Here is a 20,202-nt window from a genome sequence, read left to right on the forward strand (position 1 = left end):
AATATAATGTCAGATTTTTTAAAGAACTTTTCACTTGAGGGTAAAGTAGCATGGATCACAGGAGCTTCATATGGTCTTGGACTCGCATACGCTGTAGCTTATGCAGAGAGCGGAGCTAAGATCGTATTCAACGATATCAATCAGGAGCTTGTTGACAAGGGACTGGCTGAGTACGAGAAGAGAGGAATCAAGGCATTTGGTAAGGTTTGTGATGTAACCAAGGAAGACCAGGTTCAGGCTTTTGTTGCAGCTGTTGAGAAGGAAGTGGGAACAATCGACATCCTTGTTAACAACGCCGGTATCATTAAGAGAATCCCTATGCACGAGATGAGCGTTGAGCAGTGGAATCAGGTTATTGATGTAGACCTTACAGGTCCTTTCATCTGCTCCAAGGCAGTTCTTCCTGCAATGATGAAGAAGCGCTCAGGTAAGATCATCAATGCATGTTCTATGATGTCAGAGTTTGGCCGTGAGACAGTATCTGCTTATGCAGCTGCTAAGGGCGGACTCAAGATGCTCACAAGAAACATCTGCTCTGAGTATGGTCAGTACAATATCCAGTGCAATGCAATCGGACCCGGCTACATTGCAACACCTCAGACAGCACCTCTTCGTGAGAAACAGCCTGATGGATCAATGCATCCATTCGACAGATTCATCCGTTCAAAGACACCTGCACAGAGATGGGGCAGAACAGAGGATCTTATGGGTCTTGCTGTATTCCTTGCTTCTCCTGCATCTGATTTCATCAACGGACAGGTTGTTTACATTGACGGCGGTATCTCAGCATACATCGGACAGGATCCCGGAAATCTTGATCCTTCCAAGTTCACAGATATCGACGAGAGCACAGCACAGTAAGTAAATTTTTATATAAAGAAAGGCATAAGAAATGGATAAAATTTGTGAAGAACTTTATAAGATCGGTATTGTTCCGGTAATCGCAATTGACGATGCTAAGGATGCAGAGCCTCTTGCTCAGGCACTCATTAACGGCGGACTTCCCGCTGCAGAGGTTACTTTCCGTACAGCAGCTGCTGAGGAAGCAATCAGGATCATCTCTACCAAATTCCCTGAGATGATCGTAGGCGCAGGTACAGTTCTTAATGCAGAGCAGGCTGACAGAGCCAAGGCTGCAGGTGCTAAGTTTATTGTAAGCCCCGGCTTTAACAGAGCTAACGTTGAGTACATTCAGTCAATCGGAGTACCCGTTGTTCCCGGAACAGCTACACCCGGTGAGGTTGAGCAGGCTATCGAGCTTGGACTTGACTGCGTAAAATTCTTCCCTGCTGAGCAGAATGGCGGTATTGCCAAGATCAAGGCTATGGCAGCTCCATACACCAAGATGCACTTTATGCCTACAGGCGGTGTTAACAAGAACAACTTAAATGATTACCTCAGCTTCAACAAGGTATTCTGCTGCGGCGGAAGCTGGATGGTTAAAAAGGATCTTATCTCAGCAGGCAAGTTCGATGAGATTGAGGCAATGACAAGAGATGCTGTAAATGCAATGCTCGGCTTTAAACTTAAGCACATCGGTATCAATCAGGATAGTGCAGAGGCTGCAGAGGCTGTTGCAGACAAGTTTGATACACTCTTTGGCCTTACCAAGAAGGTTGGCAATTCTTCAGTATTTGCCGGATCAGCAGTAGAGGTTATGAAGTCAAAAGGACGCGGAACATGCGGACATATCGCTATCGGATGCAATAACATCGACAGAGCTGTTTATCATCTTGGAAGACAGGGCGTTAAGTTTGATGAGACATCTTTCTCATACGATGCTGATAACCATCTTAAGGTTGCATATCTTGCTGACGATTTCGGCGGATTTGCAGTTCACCTTGGGCTTAATTAATTTAAATATCGGAGGACAATATAATGGCAAAGAAAGTTGTTACATTTGGTGAGATCATGCTGCGTCTGCAGCCTGATAATTATTTGAGATTTGTTCAGGTTGATCACCTGGAGGCTACATTTGGTGGCGGAGAGGCAAACGTATCCGTTTCTCTTGCAAATTACGGACTGGATTCAGTTTATGTAACCAAGCTTCCTAAGCACGAGATTGGACAGGCTGCTGTTAACTCTCTTAGAAAGTACGGCGTTGACACTTCCAAGATCACAAGAGGTGGCGACAGAGTAGGTATCTACTTCAACGAGAAGGGTGCTTCACAGAGAGGTTCAAAGTGCATCTACGACAGAGCACATTCAGCTATTGCTGAGGCTGTTCCTGCAGACTTCAACTGGGATGAGATCTTTGACGGCGCTGAGTGGTTCCACTTCACAGGTATCACTCCCGCTGTAAGCGACAGCCTTGCAGCTATCACTCTTGAGGCTTGCAAAAAGGCTAAGGAGCATGGCCTTACAGTATCCTGCGACCTTAACTACAGAGGCAAGCTCTGGAGCAAAGAGAAGGCAGGCAAGGTTATGGGCGAGCTCTGCCAGTATGTTGATGTATGTATCGCTAACGAAGAGGATGCAAACGATGTATTCGGTATCGCAGCTTCTTCAACAGATGTTACAACAGGTAAGCTCAACAGAGAGGGCTACATTGAGGTTGCACAAAAGCTCACAGAGAGATTCGGCTTCAAGAAGGTTGCCATCACACTTCGTGAGTCTATCTCAGCTAACGACAACAACTGGAGCGCAATGCTCTACACTGACGGACAGGCTTACTTCTCCAAGAAGTATGCTCTTCACATTGTTGACCGTGTAGGCGGCGGAGATTCATTTGGCGGCGGACTTATCTACAGCTGCGTAAACGGCTTCGGACCTCAGGAGACAATCGAATTTGCTGTAGCTGCTTCAGCTCTTAAGCACTCCATCGAGGGAGATTTCAACCTTGTTACTGTTGATGAGGTTAACAAGCTTGCAGGCGGAGACGGTTCAGGACGTATCCAGAGATAATTTGAATAAAGATAAAAAAAGTATTAAAAAGCGTCACCTGTTATTCACAGGATGGCGCTTTTTTGTATAATTTAAGATGCAGAAGAATGCGAGGTTTTTTATGAAGCTGGACAAGACCACTGAGACATTGCTGATCTTTATGGCGGCATTCGTCATTCTGTTTACGGCCTATTTTGTAGACAGAGTATGTGCGGATAATAATGTTTCATCTGAGTACACCATCGATATGACCCTTACGGGAGCAAGGCTGTCGGATGGGGTCTATGCAACTGTGGCCAAATCAGGCGAGGGAAAGGCCAGAAATCATTACTTCGCGCAATTTGATTTTTCTATCCAGAATAATGGAAATATCGGAATAAGTAACTGGACAGCCACAATAGATGTGCCAAAAGGAACGGAATTATCTAATTTCTGGGGAGTTGAGGCGGATATCGAAGGCGATAAGCTTGTATTTACCCCTGAATTCTACAATCTCTCTTTTTCCAAAAACGACAAGCTGGATTTTGGGGTAGTACTTAATACCGGAGAATCATTTTATCCGTCAAAGATAAACTTTAGAGGATACAAAACAGGCAGAAACGGCAACGTATTTACAAATATTATCTTCGTTGCATTTATTATATGGGCAGCACTCTTTGTGGGATTTTTTGTTACAAGATTTAATCTTAAGAACTATCGTGAGAAGCAAAAGAATGACGTGAGGGTTATTCTTCAGTCCATGAATACATTCATAAGTTTCATAGATGCAAAGGACCCTTACACCAGAGGTCACTCAAGAAGAGTAGCCATGTATGCTGCGGAGATAGCAAAGAGAATGCGCCTTACGGAGGACGAAGTACAGAACGTATATTACGCGGGGCTTTTACATGATGCAGGTAAGATCAGCGTTCCGGATGCTGTACTCAACAAGCCCGGCAGACTCTCTGACGAAGAGAGGAAGCAGATACAGGATCATACAGTGGCCGGAGGAAAAATGTTAAAACAGATGACCTCGTTGCGCGGTATCAGAGAAACAGCCCTTTATCATCACGAGAGATATGACGGTGATGGCTATCCGGAAGGACTTAAGGGTGAGAGTATTCCGCTCTACGCAAGGATTGTAGGTGTTGCCGACTCCTATGATGCCATGTCCAGTAACAGAGTGTACAGAAGACATCTCAACAAGGATGAAATAATAGAAGAGATACAAAAGGGTTCAGGCACTCAATTTGATCCCAATATCGTTCCGTATATGGTCGATATGATCAATGACGGCTATGTTAATGTAGTAAAGATGGAGACAGCCGAAAACGACTCGGGAGAAAATAACTTCCACCTCACTGAGGACGATATCCCGGGTGTATACATGGGATTCTGAGGCGCCTTAGCGGCCGTATAAGTGTCCGTCAAACTCCTTAAAGTAAGTCTCCTCGACTTTTTTCATGAAGACTGTCAGGTCATCATCTCCGAAGCATAGCTGGAAGCGTACCGATCCGACGGATTCTCCGATGAGATGAAATCTGATGTAGAGGATGTTCTTTCTGAGCCAGACACCGCCTGCAGTGTAGGCACAGTCATAGACAGGGAATATTCCCTCTGCCATATCTTCTATACCAAAGTTAAGCTTCAGGGCATTCTCCGGAAGGGAGGATGCCTTGTTTTTGTCTGTGTATCTGAAGACAAGAAATGAAGGACCGGTTTCTGATATATTGACCTCCAGGCTTTCAAAGCCCTGAGGATTATCGTTTAGCTTGTAAATGCGATTGTATGAGCTAAAATCGGCACTGTGATCTGCATAAGTTTTAGTATGACCGTAGTTTTCCGGGAGCCTTGGCGGAGCAATCCTGAGGCTGTCTGCATATGCCAAAAGCTCACCGTAAGCTCTTTTACCATCTTCTGAAACATGATCTGCGCCAAGAAGATTTTCGTACAGAGCATCGTAGATCACCTGATTTCCGCCTGCCATTCCCTGGGTATCTGCGGTGGTTACGATCAGCATATTCTCCGAAGGCAGGCTTATTCCGAGCTGTCCGCCCATTCCGTAGAGAACAAAGCCTCCCTTTTCATTCTGCCAGATCTGCATGCCGTACCCTTGAGCTTCACTGGGAAGAGGTGCTGTGGGCAGTGTGTCGCTGAGATTTGACGTGGCTTCTTCAACAAATTCTTTTGGTAAAAGAGATCTCGTAACGCCGTCATTACATGTAATTGTCCCGCCTTTTTGGAGCAGGTACAGGATTTTCAAAAAGTCCGCCGGAGTTGCCATAAGGCCGCTTCCGCCCATGGATACTCCAAAAGGATCTTTTACCATATATGAATCCTTGCTGAAATCCATATAGTCAAATGCCTTGAGCTTCAGATAATCAAGCATGGGCATGCCTGAGAGCTTCTCTGCCAGAGCGCACAGAGTGTGGGCCGCGGAGGTGTCATAGTGGAAGATTGTACCGGGCTTATGTGTGGGAGCCACCTTAAAAAAGCTCTCGACCCAGTCGGATTTCATATCGACCTTGTAAGTTGTTGAAGCGTGGCATGTTCTCATCTGCAGCATGTTTCTGATGGTGGTCTGTCTGATCCATGGATGAGTGTTATCATCAACATATTCAGGAAAATGCACGGTTATGGGATCGTCAAAGGAAAGCTTGCCCTCATCTGAGAGCAGCGCTATTGCCATGGCGGTAATACTCTTACTTACGGAAAAGAGTCTGTGCAGAGTATCAGCAGTATAAGGCGCATAGTATTTTTCAAAGATGAGTTTATCGTCCTTCATGATGAGAAGACTGTGCATCGGAACTTCTTTTTTATTCAGTTTTTCAAGAACTGTTTTTATGGCACCTGACGGGATGCCGACGTTTTCGGGAATGTCTCTTTCAAAAGTGAACATAAGGTTTTCTCCGTGTAAATTTACTAAAATTAGTATATCATAACACGGTATGTTTTCTTGAAAGAACATGCTTTGTGGGTTATAATCATATATTAGTTAGAAAATAAAGTGAGGTTTATATGTCGTCTATTATCCAGAACAATCAGGTTTTTAATAATGAAGTGCCCTTCTGCAGGGTATACAGTGTTGAGAGCAAGAAACAGCTGGAGGAGAGGTTCCTTGCACACCGTATATCATACTTCATTGAATGGCAGGATAAATCAATTCTGCAGAGACTCTTTGACAGAAAGGGCAGCAAGATAGTCTGCACATTCAAGATCAATAAGGGAGACCTTTTAAAGGCTAAAGAGCTTTCTCAGGGAATAGAAGGTATCAAGTACAAAGATTATGGCGAGCTCAAGAATACAGAGCGTATCCGCAGACGCAGTGAGGCAGTCAAGGACGAGAGCACAGGGCTTGAGATGCCTGAGCTTAAGTTTGAGAATAAGATAGGCAGTACTGAAGATAACAAGGAACTTTGAGATAGGGCAGGGGATGAATGTCTCCTGCTTGTTTTATGTGCTGAGGAGAACTTATGGCAGAGAAAAAGAATTCAGTAAAAAAGACAGTTGGCAAAAGGACAGTTAGTGCGAAAAATGCAAGTCCCAAAATGGATGCAACAAAAAGCCGTTGTCCGGTGTTTAAAAAGTGTGGGGCTTGTCAGATGATCGACACACCTTATGAATCTCAGCTTCGCAAAAAGCATGCACATGTGGCTGAGCTTTTAAAACCATACTGTAAGGTTGAGTCGTTCATAGGCATGGAGAGCCCTGAACACTACAGATGCAAGGTTCATGCGGTTTTTGATCATGACAGAAAGGGCAATCCGGTAACAGGTATATACAGAGAGGGAAGTCATGAGGTAGTTCCGGTTGACAGCTGTCTTTTGGAGAATCAGAAGGCTGATGCCATCATTGCAACCATCAGAGGAATGCTTAAATCCTTTAAGATTAAGACCTATGATGAAGACAACGGCTACGGACTTCTTCGCCACGTGCTTATTAGGATAGGCAAGAACACAGGAGAGATCATGGTTGTACTCGTAACGGTATCACCTGTTTTCCCGTCCAAGAACAATTTTGTTAAGGCTTTGAGAAAAGAGCATCCGGAGATCACCACAATTGTTCTTAACGTCAATGACAAGCAGACCAGCATGATCCTTGGAGATAAGGAGAAGCCTATATACGGCCCCGGCTTTATCTATGACATTTGCTGCGGAATGAAGTTTAAGATTTCACCCAAGTCTTTTTACCAGGTAAATCCTGTTCAGCAGGAGGTGCTGTACAAGACTGCAATTGACATGGCCGACCTGTCCGGTGACGAGATCGCAATGGACTGCTACAGCGGAGTTGGAACCATCGGACTTATCGCAAGTCCTCATGTTAAAGAGGTCATCAGTGTAGAACTCAACAAGGACGCGGTCAAGGACGCAATCCTCAACGCCAGGATCAATGAGGTGAAAAACATTACTTTCTATCAGAATGATGCCACAGCCTTTATGCAGCAGATGGCAGACTCAGGAGATAAGGTCGATCTTGTGTTCATGGATCCTCCAAGATCAGGCTCAACACCTGAATTTATCAGGTCACTGATAAGTCTTGCGCCACGGAAGGTAGTGTACATATCCTGTAGTCCTGACTCTCTTGCCAATGACTTAAAGCTCATTACAAAGGGAGGCTACAAGGTAAAAAGAGCTGTTCCCGTGGATATGTTCCCCTTCACAAGAGGATCGGAAGTAGTATGTCTTTTGACAAAGGAAGGTTAGTTTTTTGGACGGTAACAGAAAATCTTTTTTGGTAATAATTTTGATAGCACTCGTTATGACAGCTTGTATAATTGTATACCTTGAAACTTTTTGAAGTCTGAGGTATATTCTTTAGAAGATATTAGTGATTTAACGTGGTGAAATTGAGAGGAGAGAGAAATGTCCCAGACTCAAGGCTGTACAAAAAAGTATGTTGAGATGAACAAACAGGAGCTCGAGCAGGAGATTGTTAAGCTCAAGGCCGAGTACAAAAAATATCAGGAGATGGAACTGTCCCTGAATATGGCAAGGGGTAAGCCATGCAGAGAACAGCTTGATCTTTCCATGGGTATGATGGATGCGCTGAACTCAGAGGCCGATCTTTCATGTGAGGATGGAACAGATTGTCGTAACTACGGTGTTCTTGACGGTATCCATGAGGCTAAGGTCCTTATAGGTGCCATGATGGAGAATAAACCTGAGAACATCATTATTTATGGTAACTCTTCACTTAATGTAATGTATGATACCGTATCAAGAGCATACACACATGGCGTAATGGGCAATACTCCATGGTGCAAGCTTGATAAGGTTAAGTTCCTTTGCCCTTCACCGGGATATGACAGACACTTTGCCATTACTGAGTATTTTGGTATCGAGATGATCCCTGTCAAGATGACACCTACAGGTCCTGATATGGACGAGGTAGAGAGACTTGTGTCAGCAGATGAATCCATAAAGGGAATCTGGTGCACACCCAAGTATTCCAATCCTCAGGGATATTCATATTCAGATGAGACTGTAAGACGTTTTGCACGTCTTCGTCCCGCTGCAAGAGACTTCCGTATATTCTGGGACAATGCGTACGGAGTTCACCACCTCTATGACGATGATCAGGATTATCTTATCGAGATCCTGGAAGAGTGTAAGAGAGCAGGAAGCCCTGATATGGTATACAAGTTCTCATCAACTTCCAAGATCACTTTCCCGGGTAGCGGAATTGCTGCCATTGCCACATCCCTCAACAACTTAGAGGAGATCAAGGCTCAGCTCAACTATCAGACCATCGGACATGACAAGGTTAATCAGCTTCGTCACGTAAGATTCTTTAACGGAGATATAAATAACCTCAAGGAGCACATGAGAAAGCATGCAGCCATCATAAGACCCAAGTTTGAGGCTGTTCTTGAAATATTAGACAGAGAGCTTACTCCCTGCGGAGTCGGTGAGTGGACCAAACCAAAGGGCGGATATTTCATCAGCTTTGATGCTCCTGAAGGATGTGCCAAGGCTACTGTTGATAGAGCCAAGAAGGCCGGCGTTACCATGACCGGAGCCGGTGCTACATATCCATACCACAAGGATCCACACGATTCAAATATCCGTATTGCTCCGACACTTCCAAGCTTACCGGATCTTAAGCTCGCTATGGAGATTTTTACAGTATGTGTAAGACTTACAGCTGCTGAAAGACTTCTGAAGGAGATGGATTAATAATGAATCTAAAAGAACTGAAGATTGGTCAGTCAGCGGTCATTAAGGCCGTTGGCGGTGAGGGCGCGCTTAGACAGCACTTCCTGGACATGGGTGTTATACCCGGAACGGAGGTGACTGTTATTAAGTATGCGCCTTTAGGCGACCCTGTAGAGCTTCAGATTCACGGATATGAGCTCACTCTGAGGCTTGCTGACGCTGAGAAGATTGAGATTGAACCGATCAAAGAGCGCGCCAACAAGCATGAGAGAATAACTGAAATTGAGAATTCAGAGCATCCGGGACTTGGAGAAGACGGCAGGTATCACGTTGAGGGCGATGGAGGGAAACTTCCCGAAGGAACTCTTTTGACATTTGCCCTTGTCGGCAATCAGAACTGTGGCAAGACTACTCTTTTCAACCAGTTAACCGGTGCCAATCAGCATGTCGGTAATTTTCCTGGAGTTACTGTGGATCGCAAGGATGGGCCTATTAGGGATTTCCCTAATACGCTTGTGACGGACCTTCCGGGAATATATTCCATGTCTCCCTACAGTGCAGAGGAGATTGTATCCAGAAATTTTGTAATTGAAGAAAAGCCGAAGGCCATCATCAACATTGTTGATGCAATGAACATTGAGAGAAATATGTACCTTACAATGCAGCTCCTTGAGATGGGGGTTCCCATGGTAGTTGCTCTCAACATGATGGATGAGGTAAAGGGCAATAACGGCTCCGTTGATATCAATAAAATGGAGACGCTTCTTGGCGTGCCTGTAGTTCCTATTTCTGCTTCCAAAAATGAAGGTGTGGCAGAGCTTGTACGACATGCTGTACACCTTGCACAGTATCAGGAAAAACCTGTTGAGCAGGACTTCTGCCAAAAGACAGATCACGGTGGAGCAATCCACAGGGCAATCCATGCTGTGGAAGCCATACTTGAGGATCATGCTGAAAAGGCAGGCCTTCCGCTTAGATTTGCAACCACCAAGGTTATTGAGGGCGACGATATTGTAAGGGAAAAGCTGTCCCTTGATGAGAATGAAAAAGAGATGATAAGGCATATCATCAGGCAGATGGAAGAGGAGAGCGGAATGGACCGCAGCGCAGCCATCGCTGATATGAGATATGACTTTATTGAGCGTGTCTGTGAGCAGACTGTTGTCAAGCCCATGGAGAGCAAGGAGAGGATACGCTCTGAGAAAATAGACAAGATCCTCACCGGAAAGTGGACGGCCATACCGTGCTTTATACTTATTATGCTGCTTGTATGCCATTTGACTTTTAATGTCATCGGTGCGTTCTTGCAGGACATAATGGAGATGGGAGTTGACTATCTGAAGGGACTTGCTGAGGCCGGAATGGCTGCAGCCCATGTAAATGCGGCTATTCAGGGACTTGTACTCGACGGTATATTTGACGGCGTAGGAAGCGTGCTAAGCTTCATGCCTATTGTCGTTACGCTTTTCTTCTTCCTGTCACTTATGGAGGACAGCGGATACATAGCAAGGGTGGCGTTCTTTATGGACAAGCTCCTCAGGCGAATCGGACTTTCCGGAAGAAGTATTGTACCTCTTCTTATTGGCTTTGGATGTACTGTTCCTGCGGTTATGGCCACCAGAACACTTCCGTCAAGAAGAGACAGACGCATGACAATTCTGCTGACTCCGTTTATGAGCTGCTCAGCCAAAGTGCCGATTTATGCATTTTTTGTGGCGGCATTTTTCCCGCACAGGGCAGCACTGGTAATGGTACTCCTTTATCTTCTTGGTATTGCTGTCGGTATTATTGCAGCCCTCGTTTACAAGAATACGATATTCAGGGGCGAGGCGGTGCCTTTTGTAATGGAGCTGCCAAACTACCGTATGCCCGGAGCTAAGAATGTGGCAAGACTGCTTTGGGATAAGGCAAAAGACTTCTTTACAAGAGCCTTCAGCGTTATCCTTATTGCAACTATCTGCGTATGGTTTTTGCAGAGCTTTGATCTGCGTTTTAATATGGTTGAGGATTCTTCGACCAGCATAATGGCTGTACTTTCAAGTGTGCTTGTTCCATTGTTTGCGCCGATTGGACTTGGAGACTGGAGAGTTGTTACTTCCCTCATTACCGGATTTATCGCCAAGGAGAGCGTTGTATCAACAATGAACATCCTCTTTGACGGAGGCGTTCAGAATGCACTCAGCAGCGCAGGCGCCGCTACGCTCTTGGTATTTTCGCTTCTCTACACCCCATGCGTTGCCGCTATTGCTTCCATCAAGAGAGAGCTGGGAGGTAAGTATGCACTTGCTGTGGTTTTGTGGCAGAGTCTGATTGCATGGATGGTCGCATTTGTCCTGAGATTTATATTTATTGCAATTGGTATTTGATATGACTGATCTGGAAAAGAAAGTGCGGGATAAATTCCGCTTTATAACAAAAACTCTGATTGAAAAAGAGCTGACGATCACCACGATGGAGAGCTGCACTTCAGGGCTTGTGGCATCTCTTTTGACAGACACCGAAGGTGCTTCTGCGGTGCTCAAGGGGGCCTTTATCACATACTCAAATGAGGCCAAGATAAAGCAGAATGTACCGGCGGATGTGATTGAGAAATTCGGTGTGTACTCTGAGGAGACTGCACTTGAGATGGCGCTGGCAGCAGGAAGGGCGTATGATGCGGATATTTCGGTCGGAGTGACAGGTACGATGGGCAACGCAGACCCCGCCAACTATGATTCTACGCCGGGAGAAGTGTTTTTTGCGATAGCAGGGAGAGATGGTGCTCAGAGCTATCATATTTCGGTACCTGTACAGGATAGCAGATTTGAATACAAGCTTTATGTAGCAGGTGCCATTGCAGATGAGATTGCACGTGTTATGTAAACGAAAAACACCTTTTTGTGTTTGGTATTCTATGCTATACTATACCTTGGTTACATACTATAAGAAAGAGATGGAATAATGGAGTCTAAGCAGTACAGTAAAAGGATCCGATATTTGCGCAGACTCATCGTTACTACAGTGGCAGCTGCCTGCCTTATTCCCACTTGTATTTGCGTTATTCTCGCCGTCAGATATGACAGACTGCATACCGATTACGAGAAGACAATGGCCGATCTGGAATGGTACAGAGAACAGTTCGGCAGCGAGAGAGATATTCTGGCTTCAGAAGCGGAGCCGGGAGAAAATGGTTCAGATCAGTCTGAGACAAACTCAGAAGGAATGGATGTGGATTACGCCACGGTGGATGTCAGTGGCGCCCAGAATCCGGAAGATATAGAAGGCACCAGATACGTCTATCTGACCTTCGATGACGGACCAAGTACGTACACAGATGAGATCCTGGACATACTTGATGAGTACGATGTAAAGGCCACCTTCTTTGTCTGTGGCAAACCTAATGCCAAGTACACAGAGCTTTACAAGAGAATAGTTAATGATGGGCATACCCTTGGGATGCACTCGTACAGTCACAAGTACAGCGAATTATATGCTTCCTTGGATTCTTTCAAGGAGGATACGGATAAACTAAGAATTTTTTTATATGAAACAACAGGCGTGTGGGCCAAGTTTTACCGGTTCCCCGGAGGAAGTTCCAATACCGTCAGCAAGGTCGATATGCATGAGCTGACAGGATATCTGGAGGATTCCGAGGTCACATTCTTTGACTGGAATGTGTCTGCGGGAGATGACAGAGCCGGTGCCAACAAGGACACTATTTACGCCAATATAGTTAACAACGTGCCCAAGTTCAAGCATTGCGTAGTCCTTATGCACGATGCGGCTGACAAGAAGAGCACGGTAGATGCACTGCCTGAGATAATCGAAGCGATCCAGGCAATGGAAGACACAGTGATAGTACCGATAACCGACGATACGTTACCGGTTCAACATATCAACTAAAGAAAAAAGATTGAATGGAGGATATCTAGATGGGATTTTTTTCTGAGCTGAAAAGCGACCTCTCACAGGCTGTGAACACACTTATGCCTGAGGACAAGCCTGAGGCAGAGAGCCTTAACGAAGACAAGGCACCGGTAGAAGCGCCCAAGCCTGTAGACCTTGACAGCATGCTCAATCGCCTTGATGACATCAAGCTCGATGAGGCAGCAGAGGAAAAGAAGGAAGAAGTAGAAGAGGCTGTAGAAGAGGTTTCTGAGGCTGTAGAGGAAGTTGAGGAGACTCTTGATGAGGCTGTCAATACTGTAGCTGAGGCTAAAGAGGAGATAAAAGAAGAAATCAAAGAAGACGTAGCTGAGGCCGTTGACGAAGTCCGTGAGCTCGAAGAAAAGATTGAGGAGCAGACTCAGGAAGAGATCAAGGTTGAAGAGCCCAAGAATGCACTTGAGGCTATAAATCCTGCACATATCGACAAGTATGTTGCAGACAAAAATGCAGAAACAGAAATGATAACAAGAAATGGGGGATTTGATACTATGGATTTCGAACAGCAGACACCTACAGATGAAGTTGCCAGCATTACCGAAGGTATGATCGTCAAGGGCGACATTGCCACAACAGGTTCACTTGAGCTTATTGGTAAGATCACAGGTAATATCAAGTGTCTTGGCAAGCTCAACATTACAGGCGAGATCAACGGAGATTCAGATGCAGCTGAGATCTATGCAGAGTCAGCAAGAATCACCGGTGAGATCAAGAGTAAGGGCAGCGTTAAGGTTGGCCAGAGCACAGTTATCGTTGGTAACATCTATGGTTCAAGCGCAGTAATCGCAGGTGCGGTTAAGGGCGATATCGATGTTCACGGTCCTGTAGTTCTTGATACAACAGCTATCGTAATGGGCAACATCAAATCTCAGTCAGTACAGATCAACAATGGTGCTGTTATCGAGGGTATGTGCTCACAGGCTTATGCCGATGTTAATCCTTCAGAGTTCTTTGAGGGACTTAAGAATAAATAATTTAATTACGGAGACATTATGAGAATTTTATTAAAGCTCAGTGGTGAGGCACTGGCAGGTGATAAGAAGACAGGCTTTGACGAGGAAACTGTCAGAAAGGTTGCCCTTCAGGTCAAGCAGCTTGTAGATAACGGCACACAGGTCGGTATCGTTATTGGCGGAGGTAATTTCTGGAGAGGACGCAGCAGCGAGAATATTGATCGCACCAAGGCTGACCAGATCGGAATGCTTGCAACCATCATGAACTGCATCTATGTATCTGAGATTTTCAGAAGTGTGGGTATGATGACCAATATACTTACTCCATTTGAGTGTGGTTCATTTACAAAGCTCTTTTCAAAGGACAGAGCCAACAAATATTTCGCAAGAAATCAGGTTGTGTTCTTCGCAGGAGGAACGGGACATCCTTATTTCTCAACAGATACAGGAGTTGTTCTCAGGGCAATTGAAGTTGATGCTGACTATATCCTTCTTGCCAAGGCTATTGATGGAGTATATGACAGCGATCCTGCCAAGAACCCTGATGCAAAGAGATATACAACACTTTCAATCAACGAGGTTATTGAGAAGAACCTGCAGGTTGTAGATATGACAGCATCAATCCTCGCAAGAGACAATCACATGCCTATGCGAGTATTTGCTCTCCAGGAGGAGAACAGCATTGTTAAGGCATCAACGGGCGAATTCAACGGAACTACCGTTACAACAGATTAACCAGGGGAGGTTTAGGGTATGAACGAAAGACTTAAGAACTTTAATGACAAAATGCAGAAGTCCTTTGACTTTCTTAGAGACGATCTTGCATCAATAAGAGCAGGAAGAGCCAATCCGCACGTTCTCGACAAGATCAAGGTTGATTACTACGGAACACCTACTCCTATTCAGCAGGTTGGAAACGTATCTATCCCTGAGGCCAGGATCATTCAGATCGCGCCATGGGACAAGACACTTATCAAGGATATTGAGAAGGCTATCATGGCATCAGACCTTGGTATCACACCAAGTAATGACGGTGCTGTGATCAGACTTGTTTTCCCTGAGCTCACTGAGGAGCGCAGAAAACAGCTCACCAAGGATATCCGCAAGAAGGGTGAGGATGCTAAGGTTGCAGTCAGAAACGTAAGACGTGACGGCAATGATGCACTCAAGAAACTTAAGGGAACCGAGGTTTCAGAGGATGAGATCGAGGATCTTAACGATGAGCTTCAGAAGATAACCGACAAGTTCATTAAGGATATCGATGCAGCTGTAGAAGAGAAGAATAAGGAAATTATGACGGTATAAGGGGATTAAGTCATGCATGTGTACATGCTTGCATGTTAAGCATGCAATGACTTCAAGACCCGAGCGAACATGAGGAAAAAAGATACGCGAGGAATGAGCGGATCGATTTCCGAATGTTCGCAGGATTGCGAGAGTGAAGCGGAGCAATCCGTATACCGTCATATGGGTGATATAAATGGACAATGTTAATAATATTCCTGCACATGTAGCCATTATTCTTGATGGCAACGGAAGATGGGCCAGGGAGAAGGGCATGCCCAGAAACTATGGCCATATGCAGGGAGCCAAGGCTGTTGAAGACATTCTCGTGGACGCAAGGGACATGGGAATCAAATATCTTACAGTATACGCATTCTCAACTGAGAATTGGAGTCGTCCTGAGGCAGAGGTTTCTGCCCTCATGACGATTTTGCGTAATTACCTCAAAACCAGTATAAAGAAATCCATGAAGAACAATGTGCGCTGCCGTGTTATCGGTGAGCGCTCTCTGCTTTCAGAGGATATCCAGAAGGCAATTAAAGAGCTTGAGGATACAACTGCCGGTAACACAGGACTTACATTCACCATTGCCATCAATTACGGCAGCAGGGATGAGATCACAAGGGCTGTCAGAAAGGTTGCAGCCAGGGTTGAAGCCGGTGAGCTGAAGGCAGAAGATATCACGGAGAAGGATATAGCTGATAATCTGGATACCAATTACCTTCCGGATCCGGACCTTCTTATCAGGACCTGCAACGAGCAGAGAATATCCAATTATCTGCTCTGGCAGTGTGCATATACGGAGTTCTACTTTACTCCTGTAGCATGGCCTGATTTCAACAAGGCTGAGCTTGAAAAAGCGGTAGAAGCTTATGCCGGCAGAAACCGTAAGTTTGGAGGACTGAAGGAATCTTGAAGACCAGAGTTATCAGTGGAATTGTAATTGGAATTGTGCTGGCGGCAGTACTTATCCCGGGAGGGTACGTACTCTCGGCAGCACTTTTGATAGTATCACTTATAGCGTTTTTTGAACTGACAAGGGCATTGGGAGTCCATGAGGGCAGTGGCAGGATCAATATGCTGGAAGCCTGCGGATACGCATCAATCCTGGTTCATTATATCCAGATGATGCTTGTTAAGGACTACAGGTATTATATTTTCTCCATCATGTTTGCCTTTTTCCTTATCATGGTTTGTTATGTTGTGTCATTCCCGAGGTTCAAGGCATCTCAGGCGATATTCTGCTTTTTCTGCTTTATTTATGCGCCGGTGAACATGTCTTTTGTATACCTTCTCAGAATCAGAAATCTTGGTGCATACTTCGCGTGGGTACCGTTTATTGCGTGGGTTTGTGATACATGCGCATACTTCGCGGGAAGATCATTCGGCAAGCACAAGATGGCCCCGGTCCTTTCACCCAAGAAGACCATTGAAGGCGCTATAGGAGGAATACTGGGATCTGTTATCGTAGGTGCGATAATAGGCTATATCCTCTACAGGAATGAAACTCACAGTATAGCTACGGTTTGGGGTCTTATGATAATCTGCTTTGCGGGAAGTATAATTTCTCAGATCGGAGACCTTCTGGCATCCGGAATAAAGCGTGATCACAACATCAAGGATTACGGAACACTTATCCCGGGCCATGGCGGAATAATGGACAGATTTGACAGCGTTATATTTGTCATTCCATGTATTTATTTTTTGGCAGCTGTAATGTTGCCTCTCATGAGATGATTTTTAAAGGATGTTAATATGAGAAAGATAGTTTTACTCGGATCAACAGGATCCATCGGAACTCAGACACTTGATGTTGTGAGAAATAATCCGAACGAGCTGGAAGTCGTTGGACTTGCGGCTAACAGAAGTGTACCTGAAGTAGAGAAACAGGTCCGTGAGTTTAAGCCTAAGTTCGTGTGCATGTTTGATGAAAAGGCAGCAGGGGAGCTTCAGGACAAGATTTCAGATACCGGTATCAAGGTAATGGCCGGTATGGACGGACTTCTTGATATAGTATCTGTTCCGGAAGCGGATACGGTACTTACAGCGGTGGTTGGAATGATCGGCATCAGACCCACCATCAGAGCAATAGAATGCGGCAAAGATATTGCCCTTGCCAACAAGGAGACGCTTGTTTGTGCAGGCCATATCATCATGCCTCTTGCCAGGGAAAAGAATGTACAGATTCTCCCCGTGGATTCGGAGCACAGCGCTATTTTCCAGTCTTTAAACGGTGAGCCGAGAGACAAGGTTGAAAAGATTCTTTTAACAGCCAGCGGCGGACCCTTCAGGGGCAAGAAGAGATCGGAGCTTGAAAACATGACAGCTGCCGATGCCCTTAAGCACCCCAACTGGGATATGGGACCCAAGGTCACAATTGATTCATCATCACTTGTAAATAAGGGACTTGAAGTAATGGAAGCCAAGTGGCTCTTTGGAGTAGGACTCGATGATATTCAGGTGGTTGTTCATCCGCAGAGTATTGTGCACAGCGCTGTTCAGTTTGTGGACGGAGCAGTTATTGCTCAGCTTGGAGTGCCGGATATGAAGCTGCCTATCCAGTATGCTCTTTTCTATCCCGACAGAAGACCTATGCATGAAAAGAGACTTGACCTTTTTGAGCTTTACAGCCTGACCTTTGAAAAGCCTGATACAGACACTTTCAGAGGCCTTAAGCTCGCTTATGATTCTGCCCGCGCAGGCGGAAGTATGCCAACAGTTTTCAATGCCGCCAATGAAATGGCGGTTAAGAGATTCTTAAAGGGAGATATCAAGTACCTTGAGATCTACAGCATGATAGAGGAAGCAATGAGCCATCACAACAAGGTGGATAATCCTGATGTTGCTGCCATTCTTGCGGCAGAGCAGGAGACTTATGAGTTCCTCGGAAAGAAGTACAATATCTGATGTTAGTAAGTGTTTTAATATTCTTCATAATATTCGGAGTTTTGGTAACATCCCATGAATTCGGCCATTTCATAATTGCCAAGTCAGGCGGGATAAGGGTCAATGAGTTCTTTGTCGGTATGGGACCAACCATCTGGAAAAAGCAGAAGGGAGAGACCCTCTACAGTATCAAACTCCTTCCCATCGGCGGAGCATGTGTCTTTGACGGCATGGATCCAGTGGCTGAGGAGAAAGAGGGCTACGATGAGCATTCATTCCTGAATGCCCCTGTGTGGAGGAGAATAGCAACTCTTTTTGCAGGACCCTTTGCAAACTTTATTATCGCTTATCTTCTGGCAGTTATTCTGGTGAGCTTTTCAGCCTGGAATTTCCCTGTCATCAACAAGATGACCGAGGAGTCAGCAGCTGCTGAAGCAGGAATGCAGCCCGGAGACAAAATAATAAGCGTAGACGGTGAGAAAGTTTACATGTCCGGAGAAGTTACCATGATCTCTCAGTTCGCTGAGGGAAGTCCGATGGACATCGTGTATGAGAGAGACGGTCAGAGATACGAGACCACTCTTTTACCCAAATACAGTGAAGATGAGGGCCGTTACTACATGGGAATTTATCTCGGTGAGTACGGCAAGATAGAGGGACCGGCTGCTCTTAAGTACGCATGGTATGAGGTCCGCTATTATTTCAAGACAACCTACAGAAGTCTTGCTCTTCTTGTTAAAGGAAAGCTTTCCAAGGACGATGTCTCAGGACCTGTGGGAATGGTCAAGATGGTGGATGATACCTACGAGGAGGTCAAGCCCTACGGTGTTTCCGCAGTTATTCTCACAATGCTTTCACTTACGGTTCTTTTGTCGGTTAACCTGGGAGTAATGAATCTTTTACCAATCCCGGCTCTTGACGGAGGAAGGCTGGTATTCCAGTTCATCGAGGTCATTGTGGGAAAACCCGTACCACCTGAGAAGGAAGGCTTTGTTCACATGATCGGAATGGTGGCATTGCTTGCCTTGATGGTATTTGTACTGTTTAACGATATTAGCAAATTTACGAGGTAATTTACATGGCCTACAGAGATAACACAAAGGTAATCCATATTGGCGACAGAGTAATCGGCGGAGGCAATCCCATCCTCATTCAGTCCATGACCAATACAAGGACTGAGGATGTTGAAGCAACAGTTGCCCAGATAAAGAGACTTGAGGAGGCCGGCTGCGAGATCATAAGAAGTACCGTGCCTACACTTGAAGCAGCCAAGGCTCTTTCCGAGATCAAAAAACAGATTCATATCCCGATTGTTGCGGATATTCATTTTGATTATAAGATGGCTATTGCAGCCATGGAAAACGGCGCAGACAAGATCAGGATCAACCCCGGCAATATTGGTGGCAGGGACAGGATAGCTTCTGTTGTTTCCTGTGCCAAGGAGAGAAGTATTCCTATCAGAGTCGGCGTTAACAGCGGCTCTTTGGAAAAAGACCTTGTGGAGAAATACGGCGGCGTTACAGCGCAGGGACTTGTTGAGTCTGCCCTTGATAAGATTGGAATTATCGAGGATCTTGGCTATGACAACATGGTTGTCAGCATCAAGTCTTCAAATGTAATGCTCTGCGTAGAGGCTCATGAGCTTCTGGCTCAGAAGTGCAGATATCCGCTTCATGTCGGAATCACAGAGGCCGGAACTGTTTACGGAGGAAATATCAAGTCGTCCATAGGACTTGGAATCATCCTTAACAAGGGAATCGGAGATACCATAAGAGTTTCTCTCTCCGGGGACCCTGTTGAGGAGATCAAGACAGCCAAGATGATCCTTAAGACTCTGGGAATGAGAAGCGGCGGAATTGAAGTTGTATCATGCCCTACATGCGGAAGGACCAAGATCGATCTTATCGGACTTGCCAATGCGGTTGAGACCATGGTTCAGGGGTATGACCTCGACATCAAGGTTGCAGTTATGGGCTGCGCAGTAAACGGACCCGGAGAAGCCAAAGAGGCGGACATCGGAATTGCAGGCGGCGTGGGAGAAGGCCTGCTCATTAAAAACGGAGAAGTAGTTAAGAAGGTTAAGGAAGACCAGTTGCTCGCTACGTTAAAGGAAGAGTTGGACAATTGGCCTAGGTAAA

At 45.5% G+C, this 20,202-nt stretch carries 19 protein-coding genes; 18 read left to right on the forward strand and 1 reads right to left on the reverse strand.

What is annotated here, in order from left to right:
• Nucleotides 1–6: 6 nt before the first annotated feature.
• The 4 genes from G590_RS0105135 (at nucleotide 7) to G590_RS20455 (ending at nucleotide 4,261) form a co-directional block, all read left to right on the forward strand.
• Nucleotides 7–861, forward strand: coding sequence for a gluconate 5-dehydrogenase (locus tag G590_RS0105135; protein ID WP_022764603.1), 855 nt, complete (start codon nucleotides 7–9; stop codon nucleotides 859–861).
• A gap of 31 nt (nucleotides 862–892) precedes the next feature.
• Nucleotides 893–1,855, forward strand: a complete 963-nt coding sequence (locus G590_RS0105140) for a bifunctional 4-hydroxy-2-oxoglutarate aldolase/2-dehydro-3-deoxy-phosphogluconate aldolase (protein ID WP_022764604.1) — start codon at nucleotides 893–895, stop codon at nucleotides 1,853–1,855.
• A gap of 23 nt (nucleotides 1,856–1,878) precedes the next feature.
• Entirely contained in the window at nucleotides 1,879–2,904 is a 1,026-nt protein-coding gene (locus tag G590_RS0105145) for a sugar kinase (protein ID WP_022764605.1), read from the forward strand.
• Nucleotides 2,905–3,004: 100 nt separating this feature from the next.
• Nucleotides 3,005–4,261 (forward strand): HD domain-containing phosphohydrolase, encoded by a 1,257-nt coding sequence (locus tag G590_RS20455; RefSeq protein ID WP_022764606.1) that lies wholly within the window; start codon nucleotides 3,005–3,007, stop codon nucleotides 4,259–4,261.
• 6 nt (nucleotides 4,262–4,267) lie between these two features.
• On the opposite strand, the gene G590_RS0105155 is transcribed toward G590_RS20455, so the two are convergent.
• Nucleotides 4,268–5,761, reverse strand: a complete 1,494-nt coding sequence (locus G590_RS0105155; protein WP_022764607.1) for a serine hydrolase domain-containing protein — start codon at nucleotides 5,759–5,761, stop codon at nucleotides 4,268–4,270.
• Nucleotides 5,762–5,880: 119 nt separating this feature from the next.
• Here G590_RS0105155 and G590_RS0105160 point away from each other — a divergent pair, with 119 nt between their 5' ends.
• The 14 genes from G590_RS0105160 (at nucleotide 5,881) to ispG (ending at nucleotide 20,201) form a co-directional block, all read left to right on the forward strand.
• The gene (locus G590_RS0105160) at nucleotides 5,881–6,282 is read left to right on the forward strand and encodes a hypothetical protein (RefSeq protein ID WP_022764608.1); all 402 of its coding nucleotides are present in this window, start codon (nucleotides 5,881–5,883) and stop codon (nucleotides 6,280–6,282) included.
• Nucleotides 6,283–6,335: 53 nt separating this feature from the next.
• On the forward strand, nucleotides 6,336–7,565 hold the full coding sequence (gene rlmD / locus G590_RS18505) for a 23S rRNA (uracil(1939)-C(5))-methyltransferase RlmD (RefSeq protein WP_022764609.1): 1,230 nt from the start codon (nucleotides 6,336–6,338) through the stop codon (nucleotides 7,563–7,565).
• Between the two features lie 159 nt (nucleotides 7,566–7,724).
• Nucleotides 7,725–9,038, forward strand: coding sequence for an aminotransferase class I/II-fold pyridoxal phosphate-dependent enzyme (locus tag G590_RS0105170; protein WP_022764610.1), 1,314 nt, complete (start codon nucleotides 7,725–7,727; stop codon nucleotides 9,036–9,038).
• 2 nt (nucleotides 9,039–9,040) lie between these two features.
• Complete coding sequence (gene feoB, locus G590_RS0105175; protein WP_022764611.1) at nucleotides 9,041–11,383, forward strand: ferrous iron transport protein B; 2,343 nt, start codon at nucleotides 9,041–9,043, stop codon at nucleotides 11,381–11,383.
• 1 nt (nucleotide 11,384) lies between these two features.
• A complete protein-coding gene (locus tag G590_RS0105180; RefSeq protein ID WP_026493942.1) occupies nucleotides 11,385–11,879 on the forward strand; it encodes a CinA family protein in 495 nt (164 codons plus the stop codon).
• 78 nt (nucleotides 11,880–11,957) lie between these two features.
• Entirely contained in the window at nucleotides 11,958–12,899 is a 942-nt protein-coding gene (locus tag G590_RS0105185; protein WP_022764613.1) for a polysaccharide deacetylase family protein, read from the forward strand.
• Between the two features lie 29 nt (nucleotides 12,900–12,928).
• A complete protein-coding gene (locus G590_RS21620; protein WP_022764614.1) occupies nucleotides 12,929–13,915 on the forward strand; it encodes a polymer-forming cytoskeletal protein in 987 nt (328 codons plus the stop codon).
• Nucleotides 13,916–13,933: 18 nt separating this feature from the next.
• Nucleotides 13,934–14,629, forward strand: coding sequence for a UMP kinase (pyrH, locus tag G590_RS0105195; protein WP_022764615.1), 696 nt, complete (start codon nucleotides 13,934–13,936; stop codon nucleotides 14,627–14,629).
• An 18-nt stretch (nucleotides 14,630–14,647) separates the two neighbouring features.
• A complete protein-coding gene (gene frr, locus G590_RS0105200) occupies nucleotides 14,648–15,199 on the forward strand; it encodes a ribosome recycling factor (protein WP_022764616.1) in 552 nt (183 codons plus the stop codon).
• A gap of 175 nt (nucleotides 15,200–15,374) precedes the next feature.
• A complete protein-coding gene (locus tag G590_RS0105205; protein WP_022764617.1) occupies nucleotides 15,375–16,094 on the forward strand; it encodes an isoprenyl transferase in 720 nt (239 codons plus the stop codon).
• Entirely contained in the window at nucleotides 16,091–16,915 is an 825-nt protein-coding gene (locus G590_RS0105210) for a phosphatidate cytidylyltransferase (protein ID WP_022764618.1), read from the forward strand. The genes G590_RS0105205 and G590_RS0105210 overlap by 4 nt, the downstream gene beginning before the upstream one ends.
• Before the next feature lie 18 nt (nucleotides 16,916–16,933).
• Nucleotides 16,934–18,085: a 1-deoxy-D-xylulose-5-phosphate reductoisomerase gene (locus G590_RS0105215; protein WP_022764619.1), complete on the forward strand. Its 1,152-nt coding sequence runs from the start codon at nucleotides 16,934–16,936 to the stop codon at nucleotides 18,083–18,085.
• Entirely contained in the window at nucleotides 18,085–19,137 is a 1,053-nt protein-coding gene (gene rseP, locus G590_RS0105220; protein ID WP_022764620.1) for an RIP metalloprotease RseP, read from the forward strand. Before G590_RS0105215 ends, rseP begins: the two co-directional genes overlap by 1 nt.
• A 5-nt stretch (nucleotides 19,138–19,142) precedes the next feature.
• Complete coding sequence (gene ispG / locus G590_RS0105225) at nucleotides 19,143–20,201, forward strand: flavodoxin-dependent (E)-4-hydroxy-3-methylbut-2-enyl-diphosphate synthase (RefSeq protein WP_022764621.1); 1,059 nt, start codon at nucleotides 19,143–19,145, stop codon at nucleotides 20,199–20,201.
• Nucleotide 20,202 lies beyond the last annotated feature (1 nt).

It is taken from the genome of Butyrivibrio sp. XPD2006, from assembly GCF_000420865.1.
Classification (GTDB): Bacteria; Bacillota; Clostridia; order Lachnospirales; family Lachnospiraceae; genus Butyrivibrio.